This is a genomic window from Hyphomicrobium sp. CS1GBMeth3 (genome assembly GCF_900117455.1).
Lineage (GTDB): Bacteria > Pseudomonadota > Alphaproteobacteria > Rhizobiales > Hyphomicrobiaceae > Hyphomicrobium_C.
Genome location: NZ_FPHO01000003.1, coordinates 277,820 through 294,572 on the forward strand (window position 1 = coordinate 277,820; position 16,753 = coordinate 294,572).

15 protein-coding genes are annotated in these 16,753 nt (G+C 62.8%); 9 read left to right on the forward strand and 6 right to left on the reverse strand.

Features of this window, described 5'->3' with window-relative positions:
• The first annotated feature begins 227 nt into the window (after positions 1-227).
• Complete coding sequence (locus CS1GBM3_RS08630) at positions 228-407, forward strand: hypothetical protein (protein ID WP_072394549.1); 180 nt, start codon at positions 228-230, stop codon at positions 405-407.
• A gap of 18 nt (positions 408-425) precedes the next feature.
• Here CS1GBM3_RS08630 and CS1GBM3_RS08635 read toward each other — a convergent pair whose 3' ends face one another.
• Complete coding sequence (locus CS1GBM3_RS08635) at positions 426-1,142, reverse strand: SDR family oxidoreductase (RefSeq protein WP_072394553.1); 717 nt, start codon at positions 1,140-1,142, stop codon at positions 426-428.
• A gap of 145 nt (positions 1,143-1,287) precedes the next feature.
• Positions 1,288-5,334 carry a Pls/PosA family non-ribosomal peptide synthetase gene (locus CS1GBM3_RS08640; RefSeq protein WP_072394556.1) on the reverse strand — a complete coding sequence of 1,349 codons (4,047 nt, stop codon included), beginning with the start codon at positions 5,332-5,334 and terminating at the stop codon, positions 1,288-1,290.
• A 576-nt stretch (positions 5,335-5,910) separates the two neighbouring features.
• Between CS1GBM3_RS08640 and CS1GBM3_RS08645 the strand changes: the two genes are divergently transcribed.
• The 4 genes from CS1GBM3_RS08645 (at position 5,911) to CS1GBM3_RS08660 (ending at position 9,622) form a co-directional block, all read left to right on the forward strand.
• Positions 5,911-6,660 carry a M23 family metallopeptidase gene (locus CS1GBM3_RS08645; RefSeq protein WP_072394558.1) on the forward strand — a complete coding sequence of 250 codons (750 nt, stop codon included), beginning with the start codon at positions 5,911-5,913 and terminating at the stop codon, positions 6,658-6,660.
• Positions 6,661-6,770: 110 nt separating this feature from the next.
• A complete protein-coding gene (locus tag CS1GBM3_RS08650; protein WP_072394561.1) occupies positions 6,771-7,307 on the forward strand; it encodes a VOC family protein in 537 nt (178 codons plus the stop codon).
• 283 nt (positions 7,308-7,590) lie between these two features.
• Positions 7,591-9,012 (forward strand): cellulose biosynthesis protein BcsS, encoded by a 1,422-nt coding sequence (bcsS, locus tag CS1GBM3_RS08655; protein WP_072394564.1) that lies wholly within the window; start codon positions 7,591-7,593, stop codon positions 9,010-9,012.
• A gap of 142 nt (positions 9,013-9,154) precedes the next feature.
• A complete protein-coding gene (locus CS1GBM3_RS08660; RefSeq protein WP_083567362.1) occupies positions 9,155-9,622 on the forward strand; it encodes a Tll0287-like domain-containing protein in 468 nt (155 codons plus the stop codon).
• 123 nt (positions 9,623-9,745) lie between these two features.
• Here CS1GBM3_RS08660 and CS1GBM3_RS08665 read toward each other — a convergent pair whose 3' ends face one another.
• Together CS1GBM3_RS08665 and CS1GBM3_RS08670 are read right to left on the reverse strand one after the other, a co-directional pair.
• A complete protein-coding gene (locus CS1GBM3_RS08665) occupies positions 9,746-10,585 on the reverse strand; it encodes a quinoprotein dehydrogenase-associated SoxYZ-like carrier (protein ID WP_072394567.1) in 840 nt (279 codons plus the stop codon).
• 25 nt (positions 10,586-10,610) lie between these two features.
• Positions 10,611-11,579 carry a quinoprotein relay system zinc metallohydrolase 2 gene (locus CS1GBM3_RS08670; protein WP_072397344.1) on the reverse strand — a complete coding sequence of 323 codons (969 nt, stop codon included), beginning with the start codon at positions 11,577-11,579 and terminating at the stop codon, positions 10,611-10,613.
• Between the two features lie 356 nt (positions 11,580-11,935).
• On the opposite strand from CS1GBM3_RS08670, the gene CS1GBM3_RS08675 reads away from it, so the two are divergent.
• Together CS1GBM3_RS08675 and CS1GBM3_RS08680 are read left to right on the forward strand one after the other, a co-directional pair.
• Positions 11,936-12,286, forward strand: a complete 351-nt coding sequence (locus CS1GBM3_RS08675; RefSeq protein WP_072394569.1) for a hypothetical protein — start codon at positions 11,936-11,938, stop codon at positions 12,284-12,286.
• A 50-nt stretch (positions 12,287-12,336) separates the two neighbouring features.
• Entirely contained in the window at positions 12,337-13,788 is a 1,452-nt protein-coding gene (locus tag CS1GBM3_RS08680; protein WP_072397346.1) for a mannose-1-phosphate guanylyltransferase/mannose-6-phosphate isomerase, read from the forward strand.
• A gap of 50 nt (positions 13,789-13,838) precedes the next feature.
• Here CS1GBM3_RS08680 and CS1GBM3_RS19510 read toward each other — a convergent pair whose 3' ends face one another.
• Positions 13,839-14,144, reverse strand: coding sequence for a hypothetical protein (locus CS1GBM3_RS19510; RefSeq protein WP_139247859.1), 306 nt, complete (start codon positions 14,142-14,144; stop codon positions 13,839-13,841).
• Between the two features lie 129 nt (positions 14,145-14,273).
• On the opposite strand from CS1GBM3_RS19510, the gene CS1GBM3_RS08685 reads away from it, so the two are divergent.
• Positions 14,274-14,663, forward strand: coding sequence for a bactofilin family protein (locus CS1GBM3_RS08685; RefSeq protein ID WP_072397348.1), 390 nt, complete (start codon positions 14,274-14,276; stop codon positions 14,661-14,663).
• 432 nt (positions 14,664-15,095) lie between these two features.
• Positions 15,096-15,590 carry a hypothetical protein gene (locus CS1GBM3_RS08690; protein WP_072394571.1) on the forward strand — a complete coding sequence of 165 codons (495 nt, stop codon included), beginning with the start codon at positions 15,096-15,098 and terminating at the stop codon, positions 15,588-15,590.
• A 78-nt stretch (positions 15,591-15,668) separates the two neighbouring features.
• On the opposite strand, the gene selD is transcribed toward CS1GBM3_RS08690, so the two are convergent.
• Positions 15,669-16,712 carry a selenide, water dikinase SelD gene (gene selD / locus CS1GBM3_RS08695; protein ID WP_072394574.1) on the reverse strand — a complete coding sequence of 348 codons (1,044 nt, stop codon included), beginning with the start codon at positions 16,710-16,712 and terminating at the stop codon, positions 15,669-15,671.
• Between the last annotated feature and the right edge of the window lie 41 nt (positions 16,713-16,753).

Genomic DNA, 16,753 nt, shown 5'->3' on the forward strand with positions numbered 1-16,753 from the left:
GGCTGTTGCCCGCGCCAAAACGATCGGCCGGCTTCATCCCCGACAATCCCGACCACCGCCGTGATGTGGCCGAGCGACCCCATGGCTCCGGCCGAAGTACGTCGCAGACGCGCTCCCCGTTGCACGCCAAGTTTCACTGCCTATGATGCGGCCGCGGGCGCGCTGCGCATCGGGCGTCCGCGCGACGGTAGGCGTCGGCAATCGAGGCCAGGAACGGAGTTCGCGGCATGAGGCTCAATCCCCCCACGATCCTGATCTTCCTGATCTCGTTCGTTCTCGCGACCTTGGCGCTGATCACCAAGCTCGGCTTCGTGCCCGTGCCGCGTTACCTGCCCCACCAGGAGTTCTGGCTGTCGATCACGGCCTATCTGACGCTGATGGTCGGCAACCTCGTACGCGGCCTCTAGCCGGCGGCACGGCGCCGCCTACCACGCAATCGGCTTGCGATCGCGGAAGAAACCGCCGGTCGGGCCATCATCCGGCAGCGTGGAGAGCCAGATGGCCGTGTCGGCCCCTTCTTCAGGACTGCGCTGCGCTTCGGGGCCGCCCATCTCGGTCCGCACCCAGCCCGGGCACATGGCATTGACCTTGATGTTACCGCCACCGAGCTCGTTGGCGGCAATGCGGGTAAGCGCGTTGAGCGCCGCTTTCGACATCCGGTACGCCGGATAGCCGCTCCCCATCTCGGCAAGCTGGCCCGCGCCCGACGACAGGTTGACGATACGACCGTATCCCTGTTCGCGCATCAGCGGCGCCGCGGCCTGGATGAGGCGGATCGGCCCGAGCAGATTGGTCTCCATCGTGCGCCGCAGCGTCTCCGGCTTGAGGTCGAAGAGGCTGGCTTTGAAGCCGCCCGGCTCGTCGATCAGGATGCCCGCGTTGTTGACCAGGATGTCGAGGCGTCCATAGATGCGCTTGACCTCGGCCACGGCCTGGAGGGCGCTGTCCTCGTTGTCGACATCGAGCGCCACGACGGGAACATCGAGGCCTTCCGACTGCAGCTTCTCGGCCGCGACCATGCCATCCTTTGGATCGCGTGCCCCGATCACGGCCAACACACCGAGCCGTGCCAGCCCCCGCGCGATTTCGAACCCGATTCCACGGTTTGCGCCTGAGACGAGAGCGGTCCTTGTGACGGCCATGAGGTTCCCTTCTGATCCTGCGCGCTTCGGCGACTCCTTGCCCCAAGCTTAAAGGAATCAAAAACACCGGGCCAGGAGAGATAAGGCCCGCCGTCCCTCGTTCGGGCGGCGGGCCTTGCCTCATGGGAGGAGCAAAAGCCGAGGCCTAGGCAGCAGCGCTGCGCCGCTCCGCGACGGGGACGATCGGCTCGCAGGGCACCCCGTGCCAGTGGGTCAACGCCGGCAGCTCCTCGCCCTTCATGAGCACGGATAGCGGCCCAAGCACAGACCCGGCCTGCATCTCGGTCCCGTACAGCACGATCGCCATGTTTCCGACCGAGCAGCCGTCGCCGATCCGCAGGCGATCCGCCTTGAAGATGCGGTCCTCGAACAGATGCGTCTGCACCGTGGCGCCGAGGTTGAGGCACGCCCGGTCGCCGATCTCGACGAGATCGAACTCCGAGAACAGCGTGGTCTCGATGAAGCACCACTTGCCGACCTTGCAGCCCATCAAACGCAGGCACGTAGCAACCATCGGCGTTCCCATGAGCGGCTGCATGGCGTTGGCGGCCACGCTCTCGTAGACGCCGTTGACGAGCTCGTTGTGCCACACGAAACGCGACCAGAGCGGTTTCACGACGGCCGTGTGCGTCCCGGTGAATGCCTCCTTGACCATCGCACTGAGCACGATGGAGACGAACGCCAGCGCGGCGGCGACGAACGGCATCCCGACGAGTACGCTCCAGGTCGGATACGAGCGGAATCCCGCGACGAGATACACGACAAAGAGGATCGTGCATCCCACCGTGATCATGCCCGGAAGCACGATACGCAACGCGTCCGTGAAAGCCCGCTCAGTGCGCGCGAAGAAGCTCGGCTTGAAGATCTGCGTTTCCGCAAAGCAGCACACCTGCTGCGTGTTCGGTAGCGCGAAGCCAGGCGCGCCGAGCCAGCGCGTGCCGTCGGGAACCACCGGATCGCCGGCCGGCGGCGTCGACGATACGCCGATCAGCACGTCGTCGCCGATCGTATGGCCACCGGTCACCACGGCGCTGTTGCCGATGAACGTGCGCGAACCGATCTTGACCGCACCGGTCTCAAGCATGCCGTTGTGAATGCGCTCGCCGCCGACGAGGCAGGCGTCGGCGAGGAAGCTATTGTCGCCGATCTCAAGCACATCGGGGCAAACCTGAGAGACGGTCGAGATCTCGACGCCCTTGCCGATCTTGGCGCCGAACGCCCGCAGCAGTGCCGGAAAGTAGACGGTCGCGTAGATCGGCATCAGGATGCTCTTGGTGTTCTCGAGCAGATAGGCCGAGAACCAGTGCCGCAGGTACGTGAAGCTGTTGAGCGGCACCGTGCCGGCCTTGAGCGGCCCTATCAGGCGCTTGAGCAGGATCGCGCCGCGAATGTACGACAGGATCCACACCGGCACGGCGGCAAACGCGGCCGCCACGCCCCACCACGGACCGCCGAGGTAGAGGCTGCCCAGCACGAGCGCCGCCGCCGGCAGCGTCGCCAGCAGCAGGAAGTAGCCCATCGCGTAGATGAGCATGAGGTGCATTAGGCCATAGAATGCACGCGAGAGCGTCTGCCCGGTCCTGCGCACGAGCCCGTCACGGGCTGCGCGCTTCGGCTGCGGAACGGCGACGGTGGCCGGCAGTGCCGGAATACCGCGACGCGCCTCGCCCGCGCCCACCTCGATGCCATCCGGCAGGAGCGACATGTCGTCGAGCCGGGCGCCATCACCCATGCGCGCGTTCAGGCCGAGCGAGCACTGCATGCCGATGAAGCAGTCCTTGCCGATCGTGACCGGCGCAATAATGAGATAGCCGTCCTCGACGCGATAGCCGAGGATCTGGGTCTCGACGCCGATGCTGGTGTTGTCGCCGACCGTGACCATGTCGAAAGCGGTGCAGATGTAGGTCGAGATCGCAACGTTACGGCCGACCTTCGCACCCATGAGCCGCCAATAGAGGCTCATGAGCGGCGTGCCCTTGAACATCTCGGCCCAAGCCAGCGCCTGGAAGCGGTTCGCGATCCACCAGCGCAGGTAGTAGAAGCTCCAGAGCGGATAGCGACCCGCCTTGTAGCGGCCGACCACGATCCATTTAACGGCAATGCTGGTCAGAAGCAGCAGCGGCCACAGGACGAACCCGACCACCGTCGAGAGCGCGGTCGCAACAGTCCAATGCATTTGTCCGTCGATCACAGCCGTGATGACGAGCACCGCATAGGTAAAGGGTGATGCCAGGATGCCGTAGTAGAGGATGGCGACGAGCGCCTGCACCGTTGCGGTGGTCCACCGCGCGAGCGGGTGCACGCTGTTGAACGCAACCTCGCTCGGTGTCTGCGACTGAATGTTGATCTTCTCGCCGCTGTCAGGGCGCTCATCGGCGTCCACGCGCGGCAGCGCCGACCGGCGGATGTGATCGGCGAGCCCGGCGACGGTCCGGTGCTCATAGACATCGCGCACGGAAAGGAACGTCGCCCCCGTGCACGCGCGCATGCGCGCCACAGCCTGCGCGGCGAGCAGCGAATGCCCACCGAGATCGAGAAAGAAGTCCGCCTTTACCGAGATTTCGGCCAGCCGGAACGTCTGCTGCCAGGCGTCCACGATCTGCCGCTCGAGCTCGTCCGAGGGCTTCACCACGACGCCAACGTCGAGCAACAGCTTTTGCGGCGCCGGCAATGCCTTGCGGTTGATCTTGCCGCTCGGCAACATCGGCAGCTCGCCGACCACGTCGAGGTACTGCGGCACCATGTAGGACGGCATACGGCTGCGCATGAGTTCGGCGAGCGCGCTGCGATCAAGCGCCTCCTCGCCGCCCTCGTAAACGACGTAAGCCGCGAGCTCCTTGAGGCCTTTGGTGTCGACGACGTTGACCGCCGCGGATTTGATGGCCGGGTGCTGAAGAAGAACGGACTCGATCTCGCTGAGCTCGATCCGGAAACCGCGGATCTTAATCTGTCCGTCGAGACGGCCGAGGAAGTAGAGTTCGCCGTTCTCGCCGAGCCGGACATGGTCGAACGTCCTGTAAAGGCGGCTACCGGCCTCCGCATTGAACGGATTGGCAATGAAGCGCTCGGCCGTGAGCTCGGGAAGGTTCATGTAGCCACGGGCGACAGCCGGACCGCCGATGAACAGCTCCCCGCTCTCGCCGGGAGCCACCGGCACGAGATCCTCATTGAGAACGTGCGTCGTGTAATCCGGCAACGGCACGCCGATGCTGACAGGCACGCCGGCCCGGCACTCGCTCCAGGTGGCGACGACAGCCGCCTCCGTCGGGCCATAGGTATTCAGCATCCGCCGGCCCGGAATCGCCCAGCGCGATACGAGCTCGTTCGAGCATGCTTCACCGCCGAGAACGAGCGTGCGAACCGTCGGCAGCTCGCGGTCGATCATCGACAGCATGGTGGGAACGGTCGAGAAGTAGGTGATCTCCTTCTCGTTGACGAAATCGGCAACGTCGAGCGGCGAGCGCTCGACGTCCTCCGTCGGCACGACAAGCGTGCCGCCGCGCGAGAATGCTCCCCAGATCTCCTCGACCGACGCATCGAAGGCCGTCGAGAAACCCTGGTAAATGCGGTCGTCCGGCCGGATCCTGTAGACGGACTTGAGGCTGCGCACGAACGCGGCCGCATTGCGATGCTCGATCATCACGCCCTTGGGACGCCCGGTCGAGCCCGAGGTGTAGATGACGTAGCTGAGATCGGACGGGTCCGCGGCCCGCGAAAGCTCAGGATTCGCGGCTGGCAATCGCGCGATGCGCAGAGCCTCGAGATCGAGCCGCAGGATCGGCGTCGCAATTTCTCCCTCGAGCGCTTCGGCAAGCGGGCGCTCGGAAACGACCACCTTCGAATTCGAATCCTCGAGGACGGCGCGGATGCGCTCGAGCGGAAACCGGGGATCGATCGGCACATAGCCGGCGCCCGCCTTAAGAATGCCGAGCATGGCGCCGTAAAGCCGGGGCGACTTCTTGAGATAAAGCGTCACGAGATCGCCCGGCTGCACGCCGCGCGCGATGAGCGCATGGGCGATCTGGTTCGCATAAGCGTCGAGATCGGCGTAGCTCAGCATCTCGTCGCCGAACTCGACCGCCGTCTTATGCGGCCGCATCGCGACTTGCGCCTCGAAATGCCTATGAAGCAACCGATACGACGACGAAACACGCGCGTACCGGATCTGCGACTCCCGACCCGTATTGAGCATTTGGCTTTGCCACGTTGGGCGAGGCACAACCGGGCCGTTGCCGCTGTCGGCACGACAGCAGCTGTTAACGGCTTCGATTGATTGGGATCGGCTAGGTTAAGCACGGCGGTCCGGGTCTCCCGGACGCATGCGCAAACTCAGACGGCCACGACCTCGGCTTCTCGATTTCTAGTTTCGAGAGACCTTGAGCAAAGCCGGTGCCACGGGGTCTGACGGTTTTCTGGCACGACTGCCCGGAGCCACGGGCCGCACAGATTTTCATCTTATTTCAAGCGCTTATGGACCTATCCCAGATCGGCCAAAGGCCTTTCGGCCAGCGCGCGCGGACGCGATCGCAGGGGCGCGGTGTGTGTCAGCTGTCTTAGAGTGAAACGCCGGAGAGCGACTGCGTGCGGGATTGGGGCGCGGGACAACCCCCACCGGGAAACACCTGAGCCAATGCCCGCCGTATTAAGCTTAATTATTATCCTTCACGAACTGTGACGCGAGTGTCCTGTTTTCGCACAGCCCGGCGCGTTTAATGCTCCCGCGGCCCGCCGCAACTGAACCTCGGTTTAGGATGGGACAAGAAACAACGTGCTGAGCAAATCCCTCATCTGCAAATTGGTCGTGCTCTGCAGCTTCGCCTTCTGCGGAGGCCTGCTCGCTCACAGCGTCGATGAGTCCGAAATGATGAAGAAGGGCTACGACATTCGAAAGAGCCGGCTCATGCCGGTGTACCCGCAGGACTACGCTTGCTCGCCGCTCAATTCGCTCTACGCAAGCTGGACCGACGTTGACGGATCGCGCCGTGACCAGGTCCATTCGGGCGTCGACGGCGGACGCCTGGGAGAGCGCGTGCTGGCGCCGGGCTCCGGCGTGGTGAAAGCGGTCTGGCTCGCAAACTGGGGGTGGGGCGAAGAAGGCGCGCTCTTGCTCGAGCACACGGCCTCTGAGCTCAATATGGACGACGGCGCACCGCTCTATTACAGCGCCTACGACCACCTGAAGTACGATGACATCAAGCATTTCAAGGTCGGCCAGAAGGTTGCACGCGGCGAGCCGCTAGCGCGCGTCTATCGGCCGGGCGGACATTCCATCTATCTGCCAGAGGTGCATTGGGAGGTCTGGGAGGTGCAGGCAGACGAGATGACCTGGATCACCAACCGCCATGGCGGTCGCGAATGGCGCAACCCGCACGCCCGCCTGATCGACCCGCTCTACATGCTTGGGGTGCATAATCCGCCGCTTGACGGGCGCTCGGTTCGCATCATGCCGTTCGAGCCCGAAAAGGATTATTCGGCCTTCAGCGGCTTCACTTACATCTTCGACTGCCGCAAGCGTTAAGCCTTCCGCAACAATCCCTAGGTGTCGCCGGGACGCCATGCGAGAGCTGGCATTCCGCTTGCTGCTTCCGCTCCACAGTCCTGGCAACGCTTCATGGATAGGAGCTGAAGATGCGTTTTGCGAATGTTGCGACACTTCTCACGTACGCGCGCGCTCCCGCCATCGCCGCCGTCGCGGCGCTGGCGGCCCACGCCACCCCGGCCCTCGCCGAGGGCTGCACGACCCCGGCGGGCACCAACGTCGGCACCGTATGGTGGTCCGAGCTTCTGAGCACGAACCCGGAGCGCACGCGGGCGTTCTATGCCGGCGTCGCCGGCTGGACCCCGAAAGTCGTCTCGGCCGAGGACACGAGCCGTACACCCAACGAAGGGGAAGCGGAGTACACGATGTTCACGAATGGCGTGACCGAGGTCGCCGGCTCGACGCCGCTCGAGACCAGCGATACACGCGACACCCGTCCGCAGTGGATGACGTATATTCAGGTCACCGACGTCGACCACGCCGTGTTCGAGGCTCTGAAGAACGGCGGGCGAATTCTTAAAGCACCGTTTGAGCAGACCAGCGTGGGACGGATGGCGATCGTGGCCGACCCGGACGGCATACCGGTCGGGCTTGTCACACCAACTTCCAGGGCGCCGGCCCATTAATCGGTGGTCCTAACATTCAACACTTTGCCGATGTGGCGCAGTCCTTGAACTCGCTCAAGCTGCGCCACGCTGGCTGCCAAAAAGTTGCATGGCCAAAGTTCAGTGGGGGATTGCGGGGACAAACCCGTGTCTTTGGCGCCATCATCCGCCTACAAACGACAAGACGTCCTAACTTACGCTCGACAAAATCGCGTGAATCACCCGTTTGTTGAGCGAACTGACTTCCGTGGGATTTCTGTAGCTTGCGTCCTTCCCGCGCCGCAATGCTTAGGGGGAATTCCCAATGAAAAAACGCGTAGTTACGTCGACCGTGGGCGGCCTTGCGTTGGCACTCATGAGTAGCGTGGCGCATGCGGACGGAATGCCGTCGCTTAAGGACACGGTCGTCGAGCCCGCGGCTCCGACTTGGTCCGGCATGTACTTCGGCGGCAGCGTGGGCTACGGCTGGAACGAGTCGAAGAACCGCTATCGTGACTCCACGGGCACCCGACAGGTGAACGACGAAGACGCAGATGGCGGCTTAGTTTCGCTCGTCTGGGGCTACGATTGCCAGTGGGATCGGTTCGTCTTCGGCGGCTTCGTTGATGTCGACTGGTCCGACATTAGCCGCGGCAGCGTTGGCGACGGCCTGACGATCGATCGTTCGTTCTCCATCGGAGCCCGCATCGGCGCACTGGTGACGCCCAACACACTGGCCTTCGTTACCGCTGGCTACACCCGCGCCCACTTCGACAACGATGGCTGGTGGACGATCCCGGACGACACAACCCCCGGCACTACCATCCCGGGCCGGTCGGGCGCCTACTTCAACGGTTACTTCATTGGCGGCGGTCTCGAGACGCGCTTGAGCGGCAACTTCTTTCTACGCGGCGAAGTTCGCTACGCTGACTTCAGCTCAGAGATCTCAAACGCCGGTACCGCTGGCGACGGTGTAACGACCTACGTCGACAAGGAAGATCCCTACATCGTCACCACGCGTCTCGGCCTGATCTACAAGCTCGGCGGCCGCGAGCCGTGGCACGGCACGAGCGACGGCAAGTACAAGGTGATCAGCTACACGGGCGTCGACGTCGCCAAGGACATCTGGACCATCTACTCTGGTAACCTGTTCGCGCTCAACGGCGACTTCGAGCGCAACGGCTTCCTGTTCCGCACCTTCGGCTTCTACTCCGATTATGACCTGGATGCCGGAACCTTCGAGGCCAACGCAAAGGATCGCTCCCTCGATGCGATGCTCGGCTACCTCTATTACTTCGGCCAGTTCAGCGCCGCGGCCTATGTCGGTATGGAGGTCCGCGACATCGACCTCTCGCCCGAGGCTCAGACCGTCGACGAGACCGAAACCGGCTTCAAGGTCGCTTTCGAGCTCGAGACAGTCGACAGCGCCCCCTACTACCTCGGCTTCGACACCAGCTACTCGACGGCTTTCGACACCTACTTCGCCCTGCTGCGCGTCGGCTTCAACCGCGACGGCTGGAAGTATGGTCCTGAGAGCGAGGTCTGGAGCGAGGATGGCGACACGACTTGGCGTCTCGGTGCATTCCTCAAGCTTCCTGTCAACATCCTGCCGAACCTGCCGACCGAGCTGACGCTCAGCGGCGGCCATCAGTGGGTGGATGACGACGGCGATTCTGACAGTTTCCTCGCTGGAGCACACGGTGGCGAGGGCGCCTATTTCAACTCGATGATCAAGATCGTCTACTGACGGACGTCAAACGATTGGACTTGGAAACAGCGCACCTTCGGTGCGCTGTTTTCGTTTTTGCGAAAGCCCGACCATCGCGCAACTTTGCTCACCCGACATCGGCGCCTCTACACTGCATAGCCAGAGCGAACTGGAGAGAAGCATGAGACCGCAAGCCGCCCGCGCCGCATTGCTGATGCTTGCGCTTCCCCTAACGGTAGGGCTGGCCAGCGCGCAAGATGATCGCATCGCTTCAGCACGCACTGCGACCAAAGCCTTGGCTGAAGCCCTGCAAGTGCAGCTCGGCGCAGCCATCAAAGCCGGCGGGCTCGCGTCTGCCGTGACTGCCTGCAATGGCCTCGCCCCTGCCGTCACCAAGGAAGCAATCGAGAAAAGCGGCCTTACCGTGCGACGCATGGCTCTCAAGGTTCGCAACCCCGCCAATGCGCCGGACGCTTTCGAGCGCAAGATCCTGGAGCGCTTCCGCGACGCCACCGCGGGAGGCGCTGATCCCACCACGCTGGAACACGCCGAGACCGTCACCGAGAACGGCCACACAGCCTTCCGCTACATGAAGGCCATCCCGACGGCGGCAACGCCCTGCCTAGGCTGCCACGGCTCGGATGTTTAGCCAGAGGTCAAGCGGGAGATCCTGCGGCTCTACCCTGACGACCCAGCCACGGGCTTCAGCGCCGGCGAGCTACGAGGCGCATTCTCGACGATTGAGCCACTGCCGTAGCACGACGCAAGGCGATCATAGCCCTTTGTGCCGCGTCCCACCCTTGAACACCGCTTCGTCCGTATCAACCGCCACGACGTCGAAATCGCCATCGCCGGAATTGCCGTACGTGAAGCGGAAATGCGGATCCGCCGAGATCGAGATGCTGAGCTCGGTGCGGAACACGAGATCGCTGCCGCGCGTCACGGTCACGTCCCGGACGAAGCGGGCCGGCGTGTAAGCGCGCGTGACCGGATCCATCTGCAGCCCGTTGATGTTGGGGTGACGGATCATGACCTGAGCTTCCCGGAGCGGCGTTGCCGGGAGCGCGGGCTCGAAGCTGCGCGCGACGATCTTGCCAAGGTTTGCGCTCGTTCCATCGATGTCCTTGGGCGCCGGAGCCGAGCAGCCACCCGACGCTTTCACGAACGTCGACGCCATGTGCAGCTGACCGTCCGCGGTCTCGACGATAGCGCGAACATAGGAATAGGTATCGATGCGCACGCGCGTCGAGAAGCGGCGCTCGCCACCGCCCTCGCCTGCAGCCGGGCCGAACGTCAGCGAGACGGCGACTGGCGCCGGGTTCTGGTCGATGATCAGCGTCAGAGACTTGAGCGCTCCCTTGACGTCGGGAGGCACCCGCACCGTGACCGGCACTAGCGCCGCATCCTCCGCCCGATCCGGCGCTTCGATCAGCACTACGCCGTCGTTCTCGGCAATCGCGCGGTCCGCGAAGACCTCGGCGCGCAGGGACGTCCACAGATCCTGCTCGGCCGCGGCCTCTGCCGGGATGCTCCAGGCACCAAGGCACACGACGGCGACGCTCGCCCATGCGCTCCATCTTCCAGCCCACGTGTCGCGGATCAGTGCGCCCATCGGTCGTCCTCCTGGCAGTTCTTTGTCATTCCCATTCGAGCTCGGCGAAGGCGGTCGTGACGTTGCGAACATGGTAGCTATCGAAGAGTTGCCAGTTGCCCCGCTCCGAAAGGCCCGCCGTCTTGCTCGCTTCGCTGAGGGTCTTGTTATCCCGAATGAGCTTGCGCACGTCGTCCGCTACCGTCGCAAGATAACGCTTCTGCGGCGCGAGCGCGTCCGGGAACGGCATGGCGTGCGGTCCATGTCCCGGCACCACGCGCGCTGCCTTGCGGGCTGCAATCTTGTCGAGCAGCGCCAGCCAGCCCGTGATGGAGCCGTCGATCGTCGGCACGTGCACCGAGAACAGGAGGTCGCCCATAAAGAGAGTATCGGTCGTCGTATCCGTGACGATGAGGTCGTTGTCGGTATGCGCGGTCTTCTGGGCTTCCAGCACCAGGCTGCGCCCGCCCAGATCGATCGTTTGGCGATCCTGCACGGAAACGGTTGGCAGCACGATCTCCGTACCTGCGAACGCTTCGTCTCCGAGCAGCGTCCTGTTGGTGGCGAGATAGCTCTCCGAGCGCATGGCGAGAGCGCGCTCGAGCTTGAAGTGCCCGACGAACGCCGGCTGGTCCTCTTTGAACGCGGCGTTGCCGAGCACATGATCGGGATGCATGTGCGTGTTGATGACGTAGCGGATCGGCTTATCCGTATGGCGCCGGATCGCGGCCCGTAGCTCCTGCCCAACCTTGAAGCTGCCCAGCGTATCGATGACCGCAACCGCCTCGCGCCCCACGATAAAGCCGGCGTTTGCAATATCACCGCGGTTCTTGGGCGACTGCTCCTCGTAGAGCCCCTGGTGCACGAACACCCCGGGCGCGATCTCCGTCACCGCAAGCTCGGACGACGCCCAAGCCCGGACAGGCCGCAAAGCGGGCGCCACTACGGACGCCAAGGCAGCCGCAAGAAATGTCCTGCGCTGCAAGGCGGCAATGCGCGCGTTCGAAAGCGTCATCGGCATGTCGATCTACCTACCTACCAACCAGTAGGATGTCAACCATGGAACGCGTCAACATGTCGGTTGCCTCGTCCAATTTTGGGCGGGGACATTGCTGAGGATCGAAACAGCCGCGTTGCATACGTAAAGGCCAGCACGAACGCGACACGATTGGGAGAGTTGGACCATGCCAATTGGGTACCACAAACACTGCGGACGGAACTTGCCCGTCCTGGCGAAAAGTGCGAGCGTCTGCAACGAGAGCGAGAACGCTGCGGAATTGCGAACAAGTCGGCAGGCGTTGCACCCAACGCCGAAAGCAAATGTTTATCTGTTATAATTCATCCTCTTTTCTAGGTACCGAGGAGTCCGGCTTGTCCGACAAGCGTATTCTAGATCCCCTGCTTATTGAATTGTCCGAGCATTGCAGCCGCCTCGATCGGCTATCGAACGACATCCACGCCGCCATCCGGGCGAAGCAAGCGTTGACTGTCGATCCGGCTGTTGTGCTCGACAATGTGGGAAGCGCCGCCGATCTCTGCGCGCGCGTCATCAAAAGCCCATTAAGCAAGAGATCGGGCACTGAGGGCCCCGTGCGCGCGCTTTCGTTTACGCTCCGTGCAGCCTATGAGGCGCTCGACGCGTTGATCCTGGCCGGCAAGCAGCCGAGCCATCATGCCCAAGAGACACCCGCTAAGACTGTCCGACCACCCGACGCACCTTAGGAACCGCTAAAAAGATCGACGAGCCACATATGGACGGATCGCACAACGCAATGTCCACGACATCCATCATCCCGGTCATCCTGTCCGGCGGCTCGGGCACGCGGCTGTGGCCTCTGTCGCGCTCGATGTACCCGAAGCAATTCGTCAGCGGCTTGAACGGCGAGAAGGCGAGTCTTCTGTCTGCCGCTCTGGCGCGCTTGGCGCCGGACGCCGGCTTCTCCGCTCCCATCGTCATCTGTAACAACGACCATCGCTTCCTCGTGCGAGAGCACGCCGAGCAATCAGGCGTCGTGCTCGACACCGTCGTGCTCGAGCCTGTTGCGCGCAACACCGCGCCCGCGATCACGGTCGCCGCGCTTCTGGCCGCAAAACGCGATCCCGAGGCGGTCCTCGCCGTGATGCCCTCCGATCATGTCATTGCCGACGCGGCGACCTTCGCGGAAGCGGTGCGCCGCGCGGCGGACGTCGCGCGCGAAGGACGCATCGTACTGTTCGGGATTACACCCACCGAGCCGCACACCGGCTACGGCTATATTCGCAAGGGCGAAGCACGCTCCGACGGCGCCGACGCGGCGTTCGATGTCGAAGGGTTCTACGAGAAGCCGGACACCGCAACTGCCGAGCGATATCTCGCCGACGGCGGCTACCTCTGGAACAGCGGCATCTTCGTCTTCCGCGCCGACACCTTCCTCGCCGAGGTCGCCCGCCTCGACAACCGCATCCTCGTCGCCGCACGCACCGCGCTCGACAAGGCGGCGGAGGACATCGGTTTCCTGCGGCTCGAGACGACGGCCTTTGCCAAGGGGCCCGGCATCTCCGTCGACCATGCCATTATGGAGAAGACCGACAAGGCGGCCGTGCTGCCGCTGTCCGTCGGCTGGAGCGACCTCGGCTCCTGGTCGTCGCTCTGGGAGGCGGCCCCGCACGATGCGGATGGCAACTTCATACAAGGCGACGCGCTGATCGAGGACACGAGCAACTGCTACATCAGAAGCGAGAGCGCGCTCATTTCCACCATCGGTGTCGACAATCTCGTGATCGTCGAAACCCCCGATACCGTACTCGTCGCCGACAAATCCCGCTCGCAGGATGTCGCACACTTCGTGGCGAGGCTGAGAGCCGCGGGCCGCAAGGAGCACGAGCAGAACCTCCGGAACTATCGGCCCTGGGGGTTCTTCGAAACGCTCAACATCGGCGCTCGCTTCCAGGTGAAGCTGCTTCACGTCAAGCCCGGCGGCATCCTGTCCATGCAGATGCACCACCATCGCTCGGAGCACTGGGTCGTGGTGCAGGGAACCGCACGTGTAACCGTCGACGGAACCGAGCAGTTGGTACGCGAGAACGAGAGCGTCTACATCACCGCCACCCAGTGGCATCGCCTCGAAAACCCCGGCAAGGTCCCTCTGGAGCTGATCGAAGTGCAGATCGGCACCTACCTCGGCGAGGACGACATCATCCGCACCGACGACATCTACAATCGCGCGGCCGAGGAAACCCGCTGAGAGGCACCGCGCCCCGCAGATAGCGATCGCGAACGGCGACCGCTATCTATCTACTTGGTATCCTTGTGACCCTGGCCCTTCCGCGTAGCAAGGCAGGCATCGTCGGCAACCGCCTTGGCGAGCGCCGACCAGTCAAGATCCCCATAGCCACGGGCGATGCCCGTTAGCAGTCGATCGCGCACAACGCTGATCGTCGGCATTGGCGGGGAGATGGCTTCGGCTGCGCGCAGGGCGAGATCGACATCCTTTAGGGCCAGCGGAAAGGGGAGCCAGGCGCGAACCGCTCCTTCACCATGCGCTCGCCATAGATCCGGTGCGCGCGTCCACCGAACAGTGACGTCGTCATGATCTCGCAAGGGCCGCGCGAAATCCGCACGTCGACGGGAATAAAAATCTTTTGGCCTCACACTCTAAGCAGCCGATCTTTCGACGTATTCTGATTGGCGTAGTCGAGACGAAGTTAAGTAATGCGTATGGACACAACAATGAGTGGAAGCTCGACCCTGCCTCCTCTTCAGATCCCCCGCCAAGCAATCCTCGAAGGCAACATCACATATCCAGGAAGTCTAGTCTTAGGCGGCACGATACGCGGTGACGTCCGGTGCACCAGTATCGTGGTCACGGAGCGAGGCGTTGTCGAAGGCTCCATCTGCGCCAACACCGCAACGATCATGGGCGAGGCTCACGGATCCATCTACGCCGAGCAGGTCACGCTGAAGACAGCGTGCTCCGTCGCCGGCGAGATCTTTCACAAAAACCTCTCCCTGGAGAACGGCTGCTACTTCGAGGGAAAATCGCGGCGCGTCGCCAATCCGATCGGCCTGGCTGACTGGGAAAGGCAAGAGCAGGACACGGTGATAGGTCTGCTCCGCTAGTCGAGCCCGATCACCACGCCGCACGAGAGTCTTCCCGGCAGACAGCAGCAAGTCGGCACGTTTTTCATGTTATAATAATGACTTAACAGAGAGTGAGCCTATTTTTCGCCGCTAGTTTTCGTAGAAAGCGGAATTTCGCACGGCATCGGTTGCGACGGTGCTGAGTTGGGCAAAGCACGACCGCAACACCTCCGGAAGCGGACAAAGCAATTATCGGACGTGGAAGCGATATTCCCACCTCAAAATGTGCTGGCAGGCGTATAATATAATACTAGTCGGCCGAAGTCCTCGGCTCAGCTTTTCGATGGCCCACGTCTGAGCAAATCTAAGATCAGCTCAGAGTTTGTGTTTGACTGCTACGTGGCCCAGCGCGCGATGAAGGATACTTGAGAGCGGATCCACTCGGTCGGCTACCATCCGGTGGAGGATCTCATGGAACATCGAACATTAGAGGAGCTTGATGGCTCCTCGGTGATTTGCCCGCAGAACCTCTCGAAAAGGGAACTCCTCGAGAGATGGGCTCTGGCGCTTGAAAATCGACGAGGCGACTATCTGCGCACATTAAGGGAGACCGAATACAAACTCGTGCAGGAACGGTCGGCTCTTCGACAAGACAACTCCCCACTGACGGTAGCGTTGGAGGACCCAGTGCTTCGGTCAGCTGGCCTGATGAACGATACGTTTGGGGAAGTTGCCCAGTTTTTTGGGCTATCACATTCGCAACTTCATAACCTAGTTTGTTACTGCCACTTCGGTGAAACCGTGGCGGGTGAGGTGGTGGCGGCGCGCGTGCGGCATTTGCTTAGGACCCCTAGCTTCGCAAAGCTGACCTGCACATACGCGATCGCCTCTCTACTCTTGACCGGAGTTGTCTGGCTCTCAGTGGCTGTTGGATTGCCGGTCCAAATGGAGTTTTATTCGGGCTGACGTTGCCCCGGATATTACTCGCTCATAGCTGGAGCACGTTCTGGTGCAAAGGTCTTGTGGTCTTCACACGGCGCATGTCTACAGCACCGAAACGCCAGCTCCAGCTTCGACTTGGCCAATGCGCCGCGCCGCATCAAAGCCGGCATCGATGATGATTTGCAGGATCGTGTCGACGGCCGCGCCCTCGCAGGAGACCAGGAGCCCGCCAGAAGTTTGAGGATCGGTCAGGAGCTTGCGTCGCCAATCGGGGCAGTCTACCGGCAGACGGACCTCCTGACCGTAGCTCGCCCAGTTGCGCTCGGAAGCCCCAGTGACGAACCCTTTCTGGGCGAGGGAAACGGCAGAGGGTAGTAGCGGCACGTCGGCCGACTTGATCGTCAGGGCGGCTTTCGATCCGCGCGCGATTTCCAGCGCGTGCCCGAGCAGGCCGAAACCCGTAACGTCCGTGATGGCGTGAACCTCCGGCAGCTTCGCAAGCTCCGTGCCTATGCGATTGAGCTGCGTCGTCGTCGCTATCATATCCGTGTAACCGGATGCCGGCAGGGCGCCCTTCTTGATCGCAGCGGAATAGACGCCGACACCGATGGCCTTGGTCAGGATCAGCGCATCGCCAGGCTTGGCGTCGGCGTTGCGTCGCACGTGCTCAGGACGGCACGTACCGATTACCGCGAGACCGTAGACCGGCTCGGGGCAGTCGATGGAGTGGCCGCCGGCGACCGGAATGCCGGCGTCGGCACAGACTGCCGAGCCGCCCGCCAGGATTTGGCGCACGGTATCGGGCGTGATCTTGTCAATGGGCATGCCGAGGATCGCAAGCGCCATGATGGGCTTGCCGCCCATGGCATAGACATCCGAGATGGCGTTCGTCGCGGCGATGCGTCCGAAATCGAACGGATCGTCGACCATCGGCATGAAGAAGTCGGTCGTCGCAATGATGCACGTATCGGTGTCGAGCTGCCACACGGCAGCATCGTCGCCGGTCTCGGTGCCGACGAGAAGCTCGCGGAAGGGTCCTGCGGTCGACGTATCTGCCAGGATCTTCTGCAGCATGGAGGGTGCGAGTTTACATCCGCAGCCGCCGCCATGCGCAAGCGATGTCAACCGAACTTGAGGGGCATTCATTTTCAACGCTCCATAGCGGATGACGCGCAAGGCCGACGCGG